General features: G+C 53.5%; 11 protein-coding genes. 4 read left to right on the forward strand and 7 right to left on the reverse strand.

From position 1 onward, the window contains the following. Positions 1-41 precede the first annotated feature (41 nt). The 3 genes from mutS (at position 42) to RBR60_RS07000 (ending at position 4,982) form a co-directional block, all read left to right on the forward strand. Positions 42-2,660 (forward strand): DNA mismatch repair protein MutS, encoded by a 2,619-nt coding sequence (gene mutS / locus RBR60_RS06990; RefSeq protein WP_320355175.1) that lies wholly within the window; start codon positions 42-44, stop codon positions 2,658-2,660. A 20-nt stretch (positions 2,661-2,680) separates the two neighbouring features. Continuing rightward, a complete protein-coding gene (locus tag RBR60_RS06995; protein ID WP_320355176.1) occupies positions 2,681-4,558 on the forward strand; it encodes an N-acetylmuramoyl-L-alanine amidase in 1,878 nt (625 codons plus the stop codon). A gap of 94 nt (positions 4,559-4,652) precedes the next feature. Beyond that, the gene (locus RBR60_RS07000; RefSeq protein ID WP_320355177.1) at positions 4,653-4,982 is read left to right on the forward strand and encodes a histidine triad nucleotide-binding protein; all 330 of its coding nucleotides are present in this window, start codon (positions 4,653-4,655) and stop codon (positions 4,980-4,982) included. Between the two features lie 111 nt (positions 4,983-5,093). Here the strand turns inward: RBR60_RS07000 and RBR60_RS07005 are convergent, their stop codons facing one another. From RBR60_RS07005 to RBR60_RS07015, 3 genes are all read right to left on the reverse strand, one after another. After that, on the reverse strand, positions 5,094-5,525 hold the full coding sequence (locus tag RBR60_RS07005; RefSeq protein ID WP_320355178.1) for an ACT domain-containing protein: 432 nt from the start codon (positions 5,523-5,525) through the stop codon (positions 5,094-5,096). Positions 5,526-5,717: 192 nt separating this feature from the next. Beyond that, positions 5,718-7,019, reverse strand: coding sequence for a phenylacetate--CoA ligase (locus tag RBR60_RS07010; protein ID WP_320355179.1), 1,302 nt, complete (start codon positions 7,017-7,019; stop codon positions 5,718-5,720). 379 nt (positions 7,020-7,398) lie between these two features. Then, positions 7,399-8,190 carry an enoyl-CoA hydratase/isomerase family protein gene (locus tag RBR60_RS07015; RefSeq protein ID WP_320355180.1) on the reverse strand — a complete coding sequence of 264 codons (792 nt, stop codon included), beginning with the start codon at positions 8,188-8,190 and terminating at the stop codon, positions 7,399-7,401. A 149-nt stretch (positions 8,191-8,339) separates the two neighbouring features. On the opposite strand from RBR60_RS07015, the gene RBR60_RS07020 reads away from it, so the two are divergent. Further along, on the forward strand, positions 8,340-9,059 hold the full coding sequence (locus RBR60_RS07020; protein WP_320355181.1) for a DUF268 domain-containing protein: 720 nt from the start codon (positions 8,340-8,342) through the stop codon (positions 9,057-9,059). Here the strand turns inward: RBR60_RS07020 and RBR60_RS07025 are convergent. From RBR60_RS07025 to gmd, 4 genes are all read right to left on the reverse strand, one after another. Then, complete coding sequence (locus RBR60_RS07025; protein WP_320355182.1) at positions 9,056-9,949, reverse strand: hypothetical protein; 894 nt, start codon at positions 9,947-9,949, stop codon at positions 9,056-9,058. The two genes, RBR60_RS07020 and RBR60_RS07025, sit on opposite strands and share 4 nt — an antisense overlap. Before the next feature lie 40 nt (positions 9,950-9,989). Then, on the reverse strand, positions 9,990-11,009 hold the full coding sequence (locus tag RBR60_RS07030) for a glycosyltransferase (RefSeq protein WP_320355183.1): 1,020 nt from the start codon (positions 11,007-11,009) through the stop codon (positions 9,990-9,992). A 44-nt stretch (positions 11,010-11,053) separates the two neighbouring features. Beyond that, entirely contained in the window at positions 11,054-12,040 is a 987-nt protein-coding gene (fcl, locus tag RBR60_RS07035; RefSeq protein WP_320355184.1) for a GDP-L-fucose synthase, read from the reverse strand. A 61-nt stretch (positions 12,041-12,101) separates the two neighbouring features. Further along, entirely contained in the window at positions 12,102-13,217 is a 1,116-nt protein-coding gene (gene gmd, locus RBR60_RS07040; protein WP_320355185.1) for a GDP-mannose 4,6-dehydratase, read from the reverse strand. Positions 13,218-13,266: the final 49 nt, after the last annotated feature.

A 13,266-nucleotide genomic window follows, 5' to 3' on the forward strand; every position in this document is an offset into this window, starting at 1 on the left:
GTTGCTGGTAATACCGAAGAGGACGTCCCATGGACAGCAGCATGAACCCCACCCCGATGATGGCACAGTACCTTGACCTCAAGGCCCAATACCCCGACTGCCTCCTCTTCTATCGCATGGGCGACTTTTACGAGATGTTCTATGAGGATGCGGAAACCGCCTCCCGCGTTCTGGACATCACCCTCACAGCCCGGAATCGAAAGGATCCGGATGCCATTCCCATGTGCGGCGTTCCCGTGAAATCTGCGGAACTTTACATGGCAAGACTCGTGCAAGCCAACTTCAAGGTGGCCATCTGCGAGCAGATGGAAGATCCCGCCAAGGCCAAGGGCCTGGTCAAACGGGATGTGGTGCGTATCCTCACCCCCGGCATGCTGGTGGAAGACCATCTTCTGGACGATAAAAATCCTAATTTTGTCACAGCCCTTGCCTTTCAGGGCAATACCTGGGGCATCGCCAGCCTGGATCTTTCCACTGCGGTTTTCCGCATGACAGAAACCCGCTCCCAAGGCGCTGTGCGGGATGAACTGGTCCGCATCCGACCCAAAGAAATTCTCGTTGCTGAAGATTTTACCCAGCATGTGCAAACCCATCTTCTCGGCCCAGCCTTCCAACAATCCCGCGTCAGTCCCGCGCCACAGGCGGATTTTCTTCCGGCAAAGGGCAGGCATATCCTTCTCGAGCAGTTTGGCATAAGGAGTCTTGACAGTTTTGGCATCCGCAAGGCCGGGGCAGGTGTGGCTGCAGCGGGTGCTCTCATCCATTATGTGCGGGAAACCCAGAAACAGGATATCACCCATATCCGCGGCCTGCAGCTTTACGCCCTGAACGGTGTGTTGCTTCTGGATGACACCACCTTCCGCAATCTTGAGCTTACGGAAAATCTCCGGGACAACAGCCCCAAGGGCAGCCTGCTTCACACCATGGACAAAACCGTCACCGCCATGGGCGCAAGGACCCTGCGGCACTGGCTCACCTACCCCCTCCTTGACAAAGAAGCCATAGAACAGCGGCATCATGCCGTAGACCTTGGCCTGGGCCATCCCCTGGTCCGCAGGCAGATCCGTGAAAAACTTAAACAGATTCACGATTTAGAACGCATCAGCACCCGTATCGTCATGGCACGCTGCCATCCCAGGGACCTTTTAGCCCTGCGCACCTCCCTTTTTACCCTTCCCGAACTCCTCAGCCCCATCGAAGCTCTGCACTCTCCTCTTTTCCTGTTTGCCGGTAACCTCGAAAACCTTCTGGAGCTGGCTCAGACCCTGGATTCCGCCATCCGGGAGGACGCTCCCGTGAATGCGGATCAGGGCGAGGTCATCAAGCCCGGTTTTAATCCTGAACTCGATACCCTCATCGCCATGGCCACAGACGGCAAAAGCTATCTTGCAGGTCTTGAAGCCCGGGAGCGGGAAAAAACCGGAATCAGTACCCTCAAGGTGCGCTTCAACCGGGTTTTCGGGTATTTTATTGAAGTATCCAAGGCCCAGGCCAAATCGACTCCTCCGGATTATGTTCGAAAACAAACCCTTGTGAATGCGGAACGGTATATTACCGATGAACTGAAAATTTTTGAAGAACGGGTTCTCTCCGCCCAGGAAGAGCGCAGCCGCATGGAGCTGGCCCTTTTGGAAGATCTCCGCCTCCAGGCCGCAGAGCTGCATGCAGAAATTCTCCTGGCAGCAGATTTTCTCGCCCGGGTGGACGTTCTCTTTGCCCTGGCCCAGCTGGCCGAGGAAAGGACCTATGTGCGCCCGCAAATGACCGAAGACGGCATCCTGGATATCCGGGAAGGCCGTCACCCCGTTGTGGAGGGCATGCTGAGAGACCAACGCTATGTGCCCAACTCCATCTGTATGGATAACAGCGAATCCCAGGTGCTGATCATCACAGGGCCCAACATGGCGGGCAAATCCACGGTGCTGCGCCAGGTGGCCCTCATCGTACTCATGGCCCAGATGGGCAGCTTTGTGCCCGCAACCAGCGCCCGCATCCCTATCACAGACCGCATCTTCACCCGCGTGGGTGCTTCGGATAATCTTGCCCAGGGTCAATCCACCTTCATGGTGGAAATGGAAGAAGCCGCCAATATTCTCCATAATGCAAGCCCGAACAGCCTTGTCATCATGGATGAAATCGGACGAGGCACCAGCACCTTTGACGGGCTGAGCATCGCCTGGGCCGTTGCCGAGTATCTCCACAACCTCAGAAAAAAAGGAGTTAAAACCCTTTTTGCCACCCACTACCATGAAATGACTCAGCTTTCTGAAACCCTGCCCAGGGTCAGAAACTTCAGTGTGGCCGTGCGCGAGTTTCAGGATCATATCATCTTTCTTCACAAGCTCATCCCCGGAGGGGCCAACCGAAGCTACGGTATTCAGGTGGCAAAGCTTGCCGGACTTCCGGATTCTGTGATACATCGTGCAAGCGTTCTGCTTGCGCGGGTGGAAAACGGAAAGCCCCTTTGGGAAGAAATGGGCGCGCAACAGGAAGGCCGCCGCGAAGATCCAAGGCAGATGCGTCTTTTTCCAGGTCCTGAGGCGGCCATCGTCAAAATGCTTAAGGAAATGGATCCCAATACCATGACCCCCATGGAAGCCATGCACATGCTCTTCATACTCAAGGAAAAGGCCATGGCAACAGAATCGAAACAGGGCTAGCTCAAGGAACCTCCGCACCCATGGTTACCCAACTGCACCGGACCCGGGCACACCCCGCATCCTCTTGTCATGCCGCAGGTCGCTTTTCCTGCAGGAAAGCCGCGTTCTGCCTTTTCATGCTCTTTGCTTTCAGCCTTCATGCCATGCCTGCATGGGCCGAATCCGTACGCAACCTCTATCTTCAGGCAGACAAGGCCTTTCAGGATCTGCAAAAGGATCCCCAGAAACGCAAATTCCGATCCCATTGGGAAGAACTCGCCGCAAACTTTGAGGCGGCTTATACCCTTGATCCCCAGGATGCCTGGGCTCCCGCCTCCCTGTACCGCGCAGGCGAGGTTTACCTGGGCCTTTCTTTTTTTTCCGGCCGCAGCAGTGACAGGGAAAACGCCATCACCCTTTTCCGCAGGGTTTTCCACGAGTGTCCCAAAAGTCGTTACAAATTCAGGGCTGCGGAACAGCTCAAAGAACTGGGAGCTCCCCTTCAGGCCCCCATTGTCAAAAAAGAGCAGGCCGTATCCCCGCAGCCCACCCTTTCTCCGCCTCCCATCAAAACCACAAAAACCACAAGGCCCGAAGAGCAGGCTCCCATTCTTTCCCTTCCCCTGCCTGAATCCCCATCGCCTCCGGCCTTACCTCTGGTACTCATCCCGGCAGCCCTTCCCTCCCCTGAGCCGGAAAAACCCCCTGAGCTTCTCTCAGAGGGTTCAGCGGAAAAAAACCCGGACCCCTCACAGATGGGCGTTATCCGAGGTGTGCGCTACCAGACTTATCCCAACCGTACCCGCATTGTGGTGGATGCGGACAGAGAAATTGCCTACGCGTACAATGATCTCCATCAGGACAGAGATAAGGGACTACCGCCCAGGGTTTATGTGGATTTTCAGAACACCACCCTCATGGCCGATCTTCCCCCCTCCCTGCAGATCAATGACCCCCAGGTCAAAACCGTCCGCATTGCCCGTAACACACCAGAAAAGGTCCGCCTTGTGATGGACCTTGATAAATCAAGGGACTTCAAAGTTTTTCAGCTTTTTGATCCGCCCAGGACCGTGATTGACATCTGGGGAGAAAGCAAACCCGCTGACAGGGCCCAGCTCGCTGCCTCTCTGCCCGCCGCAGCCCTGCCCGCTGCGCCCCCAGCTCCTCTGCCTCCGGCTGGCAATCTGGCCCCTGGTGCCATCCGCAGACAACTGGCCCTGGGGGTTCACCGTATCGTACTGGACCCCGGCCACGGCGGTAAGGATCCCGGTGCCATCGGCCATACCAAGGGGGTCTATGAAAAGGACATCAATCTCCAGATTGCCCAGAAACTTGCGGAAAAACTACGAAAAGAACTCAAGTGCGAAGTCCTTCTTACCCGCACCGGGGACACCTACCTCGCCCTTGAAGAACGCACCCAGTTTGCAAACCAGCACAAAGCAGATCTTTTTATCTCCATCCATACCAATGCGGCCATGAACCGCAATGCCCATGGCATTGAAACCTATTTTCTCAACCTTGCCACCGATGAGGAATCCATCGCAGTGGCTGCACGGGAAAACGCCACTTCCACCAAAAACATCAGTGATCTCCAGACCATTCTGAACGATCTCATGCAGAATGCCAAAATCAATGAATCCAGTCGACTGGCCTCTTACGTGCAACGGGGCATGGTCACAAGCGTGCGTCCCCATTACAGCGATATCAGCGACAAAGGCGTCAAGCAGGCTCCCTTTTATGTGCTCCTGGGGGCTCAGATGCCCTCCATTCTCATTGAAACGGGCTTTATCACCAATCCCAGGGAGTGCCAGCGCCTGACCACGCCTCAGTACCAGAACCGCCTTGCCGACGGGATTCTGGACGGCATCCGGCGTTATATCCAGGATCATTTTCCCCAGGAATCCCGGAAAAAGCCTTAAAAAAACGCTAAGCCAGGCGGACCCTTTCCCTGCCTTTACAGGGGATGCCTATCGGACATGCGACCTTTCCACCCCGGCCACATAAGGAGCTTTCATGGAAAACTGTATTTTCTGTAAAATCATCGCAAAAGAAATCCCCACACATTTTCTCATGGAAACCGAAGACCTGGTAGTCTTCCGGGATATCAACCCCAAAGCGCCCGTACACCTTCTCATTGTCCCCAGGCAGCATATCCGCAGCATCAACAATATCGAAGAAAACCATACCGTTGTGCTTGGAAAACTCTTCCTCGCAGCCAGGGAAATGGCCGCACGGGAAGGCATCAGCGCCAGCGGCTACAAACTCCAGTTCAATGTGGAAAAGGGAGGCGGTCAGGAGGTCTTTCATCTTCACCTCCACCTCATCGGAGGCTGGAAATCCTGAACCCTTCCCGGGTATTTCTGAAAGAGCCCTTTTTCAACTCAAAACGGCGTCTTCTCCCAGGTGGGGAAAAAGACGCCGTTTTTGATGGTCATTGGGTTCAGCAATCTCAGGTTACATGGAATAAAGACGTTTTCCGGAAACTATGGTGATGCCGCGGGCGGAAAGATGGGTGATGGCCGCATCCACGTCATCAAACCGAAAAATCATCACCGCCCTGTCCCCGCTCTGCTGCACAAAGGCATACATGTATTCCACATTGATGTTCTTTTCCCTCAGCACTTCAAGAATATCGTGCAGGCCTCCTGGGGTATCCAGAACCTCCACAGCCACAACCTCCGTTTTCCCCACGGTAAATCCGGCCTTTTTCAGGGCAGAGTCCGCCCGCTGCGTATCATTGACGATCATACGCAGCACACCGAAATCCGCCGTATCCGCCAGGGAAAGCGCCCGTATGTTCACGCCGGATTCCTTGAGGATGGCGGTCACTTCCGCAAGACGCCCAGCCTTGTTTTCCATAAAAATCGAAATCTGTTCCACCTTCATCAGCAATCCTCCTTGTCACCGTCGTGAATGGGTGTTGAAACGAAATGCTTTTTTTGTGTCCATGGGACGCTGGAAAACAGGGGCTTCCAGAACAATCCATCCCGCAAAGCCCTTTCCTTTTCCCGGAGCGGACAGAACCTGAGCTTTTCCGCCAGACACGCATACGCATGAAGCCAGGAGGTCATACTAGCTTTATATCTTTCTCCGATCAATAACCCTGACAGCCTTTCCCTCACTTCTTGCTATGCTTTTAGGCTCCACAAGTCGGACTTTGGCTGAAATTCCAAGATATTCCTTGATGTTTTTGGCTATCATACGCTCAAGGTTCTGTAACCCCCGGACCTCATCGGTGAAAAGTTTCTGGCTGATTTCCACCTTGACGGTCAGAATATCCAGACTGTCTTCCCGGTCCACTTCCAGCTGGTAATGGGGCTCCACTTCGGAAATCATCATGAGGACGGATTCAATCTGCGAGGGAAAGACGTTCACTCCCCGGATAATCAGCATATCGTCCGTACGTCCGGAGACCCTTTCCATACGGATCAGTGTCCGACCACAGACGCAGGGCTCTGCGGTCAGTCTTGTGATATCCCGGGTTCTGTAGCGGATCACGGGAAAGGCCTCCTTGGTGATGGAGGTGAATACCAATTCGCCCACTTCTCCCATGGGAAGGCGCTTACCCGTATCCGGATCAATGATCTCCGGAATAAAATGATCCTCAAAAATATGCAGACCTGCCTTGGCCTCATGGCACTCCACAGCCACACCCGGTCCCATCACCTCACTGAGGCCATAAATATCCACAGCCGAAAGCCCCAGATCCCCTTCAATCTGACGCCGCATGGCCTCACTCCAGGGTTCAGCCCCAAAAATACCATGGCGGAAATTCAACTCCTTGAAATCCACCCCCATCTCCCTCGCCACTTCCGCAAGATGGAGGGTGTAGGATGGCGTGGCCGTCAAAATGGAAGGCCCGAAATCCTTCATGATGGTGATCTGGCGTTTGGTGTTGCCGCCGGAAACGGGAATCACAGTGGCTCCCAGTTTTTCCGCACCGTAATGCACTCCGAGACCGCCGGTGAAAAGACCGTAGCCGTAGGCATTGTGGATGATATCTCCCCGCCGCGCGCCGCCAGCGGACAGGGCTCTGGCCATGAGGCTGGCCCAGGTTTCAATGTCCCTTGCCGTGTACCCGACCACCGTGGGCTTACCTGTGGTGCCGGAGGACGCGTGGATGCGTACCACGTTCTCCTTGGGAACGGCAAAAAGCCCGAAGGGATAGTTATCCCTTAAATCCTGCTTTACAAGAAAGGGCAGCTTTTCCATATCATCCAGGCTTCGAATGTCCGTAGGCAGAACCCCGTATTCCCGAAACCGGTCCCTGTAGAAAGGAACCGTGGCATAGGCCCTCTGCAACGTCGCCTGAAGTCTTTTCAGCTGTATGGCTTCCAGCGCTTCCCTGGGCAGGGTTTCAAACTCCATATCATAAATCATGAACCATTCTCCTTGGGTCCTAATCCCGGGTCGGATACGCCCCATACAAAAAAAGCTGCGGGAGCGATCCTCCCACAGCTTTATGGTTACTCAGATTCCATGGGCGGTATCGACGGAGTACGTCTGCCCATGGGAGGTGGCCGGATTCTTACAATCCGAGATCCGCATCTTTATGGGCAGACTTACAAAAAAGATAAGTTGCCCGATCATATATGCGCCCCTGCACGCTGCACCTCCCCCTTAAATTCCAGGGCAATGTAACCGGAGGCAGCCCCCTTGTCAAGCCCATTTCCAGACAAAACCCTGTGCGTGAAGTGAGCCCCCCACCCCAGGTCGAGTCCAGATAAAAACAAGCCTGGGATGTCCCTGGAAAAAGCCATTACCCCTTCAGGCCGGCTGTGAAACTCGGTTTCCGTTTTTCAAGGAAAGCCGTGGTCCCTTCCTTGGCATCCGGACTTGCCATACACAGGGCAAAGGCATCAATTTCCATACGGCAGGCCGTGGCCAGATCCACATCCATTCCCGCATTCACCACAGCCTTGGCAGCACGCAGGGAAACCCGGCCTTTGGCTGCAATACCCTTGGCCGTCTTGCGCACCGCATCCATCAGTTCTTCGGGTTTGCAGACCTTGTTAACCATGCCAATGGCAAGGGCCTCCGCAGCAGAAAGCATTTTTCCCGTGAAAATCATCTCCTTTGCCATGTTTTTCCCCACCAGACGGGGCAGACGCTGGGTTCCGCCAAAGCCCGGAATGATGCCCAGGGTAATCTCCGGCAGGCCAAACATGGCGGATTCCGAGGCATAAATGAAATCACAGGCCAGGGCCATTTCGCTGCCGCCACCCAAGGCAAAACCGTTGACTGCGGCAATGACAGGGATGGAAAGAGCCTGGAGTTTTCCGATGGCATCATGGCCAAGTTGGCAGAAAAACTTGGCGTCGAGGGGCCCGAGGGTAGCCAGCTCGGAGATGTCCGCACCAGCCACAAAGGCTTTGTCGCCACTGCCTGTCAGGATAAGAACGCGCACATTCTCATCCTGGTCAATGACCTCAAGGCACTGGGAGAATTCCCTGAGAAGCGCCGCGTTCAGGGCGTTCAGAGCCTTGGGACGATTGAAGGTCAGGGTTGCGATACCATCGGCGCACTCATAAACGATGTTTTCGTACTGCATAAAAAACCTCCTTTTAGGATGGATCATGGGTATTGCTTGACGCAAGGGATATTTTCATTTACCAGAATCTGTTGCTATGTATCACAGAATTCTTAAAAAGCCAGGCCGGAAACGACAAGCCCCTTGTCAAACACAAAGACAGGAGACCTATGCTGCAGTATCTCGCATATTTAAAAGATTATCGCATTCTCAGGAAACAGTCTTCAGCAAAATCATCCCCCATTCCCTTCGGAAAACCCTATCCTTGTCTGAAAGACAAGAAAGCGCCCTCCGGAACAGCCTCAGGTCACTACTTTCATCAGGATCTGCTGGTTGCACAGAGAATCTTCGAAAATAAGCCCCAAACTCATATGGACATTGGCTCCAGAATTGATGGATTCATTGCCCACGTAGCCTCTTTCCGGAAAATTGAAGTTCTGGATGTGCGCCCCCTTTCCATTGATCATCCCAACATCCAGTTCCGTCAGGCCGACCTCATGCACCCTGTACCTGAACTCACCGCCTGCTGCGATTCCGTATCCTGTCTCCATGCCCTGGAACACTTCGGGCTGGGTCGCTACGGAGATCCCCTGGATATTGAGGGCCATCGCAAAGGTTTCATGGCCATCACCCGCCTGCTGAAACCCGGAGGTGTCTTTTACTTTTCTGTACCCATCGGCCCCTTGCGCATTGAATTCAACGCCCACAGGGTTTTTTCTCTTCCCTATCTTCTCGATCTTGTATCCCCCCTATACCGGATTGTCCATTTTTCCTATGTGGACGATGCGGGGAACCTCCATCGCGATGTACCCCTTGAAGAGGTAGGCGTTGCGGATAATTACGGTTGCACCTACGGATGCGGTATTTTTGAAATGATCCGCCTTCCCTAGAAAAGGGCCTCTGCCAGGGGCGTAAGGGGCAATCCCAGATCCCAATGGGTATGTCCCGGATTCTGCACGTAAAGCTGACGATTGTCAATCCGCTGGCCCCGGAGGTAGCAGGCATTGATCCATGCAGGATCAATATTTTTGTGGGCGGTTTCCCCTTCGGTCTGCACCCGATTCAAAGGATTGTTCACCACGCAGGGAGGAACGCAAGCCAGACCTGTTCGGATCCTCTTCACCCAAGGCACATGACGATAGGCATGCATGGCAGCCTCCAGAGAATTCGGGGCTTTGAAGTCCACGCTGGAAATGATCGAGCGAATGCGATCCAGATGATAAATGTTGCCATCCAGACTGAAGGGATAATTCCATGCATTGCTTTTTCTGCGATGAAATCTCCATTCCCACATCAAAAATCCATCCTCCTGCTTAAAACAGGGCATCCACCCCTGGAGTGGCTCATAGGCTGAAGAAACTCTGAGACTGATAAAAAGATGGTCTGCACGGAAGTGCTTCATCACCGGGGCAAGATCCACACTGCGAAAAACAATGTCATCATCCACAAGAAACATGATGAGATCCCGTCCCTCCATCCTTTCCAGCAGAGATAGGAGGTCTGAACGGAAAGACCCTTCCTTTTGCCAGTGAATATCCCGGATGGGGCTTTCCCTGCGGGCCAGGGCATATCCGGCTTCAAAATCCGGCGAAGTGCTTTTAAAAAGAACATGAATGGAAGCCAGCGGCCAGCGCATGTGGTCCTGAAGACTCTCAAGAAGACTGGCCAGCTGGCAGGGTCTGTCTTTGGAAAAAATAACCAGGTGCAGGCGCTGGTCACCGGAGTGCAACTCTGCCCCCTCATGGGGATCTTTTTTAAAATAGTGACGAAACACGCTCATGCCTCCTTTAATCCCCCCCATGGCCAATCCACCATGGGATCTATGCGCCTATCCACTCATAAGGCTCTGAATACGGCTTTCTGAAGACTGTTTCCAGCATGAACTGTCCCACCCTCTCCGCGGCATAAGCCCGATGGGCGCGCATCCATCCACGCTGGGCAATGCTTTGCCCCTCTTTTTCATTTGCATGATAATAGGCAATTTTTTCAACAAGATCCCCCACATCCTCGTAATACACAAGCTCTTCCTGGGAAAACAGAAGCTCCATTTTAGGCACCCTGGGAGAAAACACCAGCAATCCATTGCCCGCAAGGTGAACCAGACGATCTGAGGCATAGAGGGGAATATCGTTGAAACGGCTGTAATTCAAACCCATTCTTGCCTCTTTCAGGGTCTCCACATAGGCGCTTCCAAATCGCATGGTTTCCGGAGAGTGGCCGAAATGCCCAATGACAAGGCCCCTGCACACAGCTTTCAAGTGATCAAGCAAAGCCATGCGGTCCGGGGTGGATCGTCCAATGAACACCAGGTCATAGGCAGGCGAGCTCTTTTCAAAGGCACGACCCACTTCCACACAGAGATCACATATGTTCGGGAAAAAAAAGAGTTTCTCGCCATGCAGGGATCCAAAGACCCGCTGCAGGGTTTCCTTGCCTGTGGTGGCAAAAAAAGCATCCAGAATATCCAGGCGATCCCGGATATGGGCCACCGTGTCCAGTGGGTCCACCCACCACTGGGCCATACGAATCTCTGGATATTTCAAGCGAATGCGCTCAAGGGTCTGTTTGGTGACAAGCTCTGAATGGCCGAGTAGCAGAAGATGCGGCCTGTAGGTCTCCACAGTGGCCAAAAGGCTCTGATTCATTTTTTTCCGTGCAAACACATCTCCTGTGGTCTTCAGGGGCGAAAGGCTCCGGACCTGCTCACGATAACTCCAGTTATGCACATTGTGGCCCTTCCGGATCAGGCCATTGGAAATTTTATGGTCAATGGCATAGTAGTTTGTGGCATTCTGAAACCAACCGAAATTGGCCACATGCAGAATTCTCAGCACATCCATTCAAAAACTCCGGAAAACAAGGTGAATACTTCATGTAAAAGGGCCTAAGAGGCCCTCAGCTGGTCCTGATTGGCCAAAAACCAAGCATAGGTATCACGGAGCCCCTCTTCAAGGGAAATCCCCGCCTCCCATCCCAGGGATTTCAACAAAGAGACATCCAGAAGTTTACGGGGGCTGCCATCCGGCTTGGTCGCATCAAAAACCAATTTCCCCTGAAATCCCGTCACCTTTGCCAGGGTTTCCGCCAATTCCCGGATGGTGCAGTCCTTTCCCGTACCCACATTGATGTGGGAACACATGGCCTGGGTATGGGCCTGGTATACATCCTTTTCCAGTCCCATCACATACACCGAGGCCGCAGCCATGTCATCCACATGCATAAATTCCCGCATAACGGCCCCACTGCCCCAGATCACCACCTCTGGTATGTTTTTCTCCACAGCCTCATGGAAACGCCGTAAAAGCGCAGGGGCCACATGGCTGTTTTCCGGATGAAAATTATCCCCAGGCCCGTAGAGATTGGTGGGCATTACACTGCGGTAATCCCGCCCATACTGGCGATTGTAGCTTTCGCACAGCTTGATGCCTGCAATCTTGGCGAGGGCATAGGGCTCATTGGTGGGCTCCAGGGGACCTGTGAGCAGGGCATCTTCCCGCATGGGCTGGGACGCATGCTTGGGATAGATGCAGCTGCTTCCCAGAAAAAGCAGTTTCTGAACCCCACTTTTGTGTGCTCCATGGATCATGTTGGTCTCAATCACAAGGTTTTCATGGATAAATTCCGCAGGATAGTAGCTGTTGGCATGGATGCCTCCCACCCTGGCGGCCGCAAGATAAACCTCATCAATTTTTTCCGACCGCATGAAATCCCATACCGCCCTCTGGTCCAGAAGATCCAACTCATGCCGGGACCGCGTGATAAGGGTCCCCTGCCCCAGGGCCCGGAGACGCCGAACAATGGCGCTTCCCACCATACCTCTGTGACCTGCGACAAAAATTCTTGGCCCTGAAACCACCCCTTCTGCGGTCATTTGCCCCTCCCTTCCTCCCAAGGCTTTCCCCCCTGGCAGGATCTCTCCGGCTGAAAAAGTCTTATTCAATGGAAACGGGAATCTCATACCCGTTTTGTTTCAAAAGCGCATGCCGTCTGGCGGTTTTCAGATCTTCCCGCACCATTTCCGCGCACATCTCCCGAACGCTGATTTCCGGGACCCAACCCAGCCTGTCCTTGGCCTTGGAAGGATCCCCCAGAAGGGTTTCCACTTCCGTGGGCCGGAAATAACGGGGATCCACACGCACAATGACATCCCCAGGCCTGATAAAGGGTGCCTGATCTCCTTCTTTCTTTTCCACCCTGGCCACTTCATCCACGCCTTTACCTTCAAAGCGCAAATGGATGCCAAGCTCCGCAGCACTCCACATTACAAACTCCCGCACGCTGTACTGCTTTCCTGTGGCAATGATGAAATCCTCGGGTTTTTCCTGCTGCAGCATCATCCACTGCATACGCACATAGTCCCTGGCATGCCCCCAGTCCCGCAGGGCATCAAGGTTCCCGAGATAAAGGCTCTGCTCAAGACCCTGGGCAATATTGGCAAGGCCTCGGGTAATTTTTCGGGTCACAAAGGTTTCCCCCCTGCGGGGAGATTCATGGTTGAAAAGAATCCCGTTGCAGGCATACATGCCGTAGGCTTCGCGGTAATTCACCGTGATCCAGTAGGCGTACAGCTTGGCTACGGCATAGGGACTGCGCGGGTAAAAGGGTGTGGTTTCCTTTTGGGGGATTTCCTGCACCAGGCCAAAAAGTTCACTGGTGCTGGCCTGATAAAAGCGGGTCTTTTTCTCAAGACCCAGAATGCGGATGGCTTCAAGGATTCTCAACGTTCCCAGAGCATCCACATCCGCCGTGTATTCCGGCGATTCAAAACTCACAGCCACATGACTCTGGGCCGCAAGGTTATACACCTCGTCAGGCTGTACTTCCTGAAGGATACGCGTGAGATTGGAAGAATCGCTCAAATCGCCATAATGGAGGCGGAAACGGGCGTTTTCCACATGGGGATCCTGATAAATGTGATCAATCCTCTGGGTATTGAAAAGCGAGGCCCGTCGCTTGATCCCATGAACTTCATAACCTTTTTCAAGAAGAAATTCAGCAAGATAACTACCATCTTGGCCTGTAATGCCGGTAATGAGGGCTTTTTTCATAGACAACCTTCAAGAATAAAAAAAGTCAAAAACAACAAAAAAATCATGA

The organism is Desulfobotulus sp. (assembly GCF_034006065.1).
GTDB lineage: Bacteria > Desulfobacterota > Desulfobacteria > Desulfobacterales > ASO4-4 > Desulfobotulus.

Coding starts and splice junctions, on each gene's coding strand:
- RBR60_RS07015 (WP_320355180.1), bottom strand. CDS start 8,190: ATGCAGTACGAAAACATCGTTTATGAGTGCGCCGATGGTATCGCAACC.
- RBR60_RS07030 (WP_320355183.1), bottom strand. CDS start 11,009: ATGGATGTGCTGAGAATTCTGCATGTGGCCAATTTCGGTTGGTTTCAG.
- fcl (WP_320355184.1), bottom strand. CDS start 12,040: ATGACCGCAGAAGGGGTGGTTTCAGGGCCAAGAATTTTTGTCGCAGGT.
- RBR60_RS07020 (WP_320355181.1), top strand. CDS start 8,340: ATGCTGCAGTATCTCGCATATTTAAAAGATTATCGCATTCTCAGGAAA.
- RBR60_RS07025 (WP_320355182.1), bottom strand. CDS start 9,949: ATGAGCGTGTTTCGTCACTATTTTAAAAAAGATCCCCATGAGGGGGCA.
- RBR60_RS07000 (WP_320355177.1), top strand. CDS start 4,653: ATGGAAAACTGTATTTTCTGTAAAATCATCGCAAAAGAAATCCCCACA.
- RBR60_RS07005 (WP_320355178.1), bottom strand. CDS start 5,525: ATGAAGGTGGAACAGATTTCGATTTTTATGGAAAACAAGGCTGGGCGT.
- gmd (WP_320355185.1), bottom strand. CDS start 13,217: ATGAAAAAAGCCCTCATTACCGGCATTACAGGCCAAGATGGTAGTTAT.
- mutS (WP_320355175.1), top strand. CDS start 42: ATGAACCCCACCCCGATGATGGCACAGTACCTTGACCTCAAGGCCCAA.
- RBR60_RS06995 (WP_320355176.1), top strand. CDS start 2,681: ATGGTTACCCAACTGCACCGGACCCGGGCACACCCCGCATCCTCTTGT.
- RBR60_RS07010 (WP_320355179.1), bottom strand. CDS start 7,019: ATGATTTATGATATGGAGTTTGAAACCCTGCCCAGGGAAGCGCTGGAA.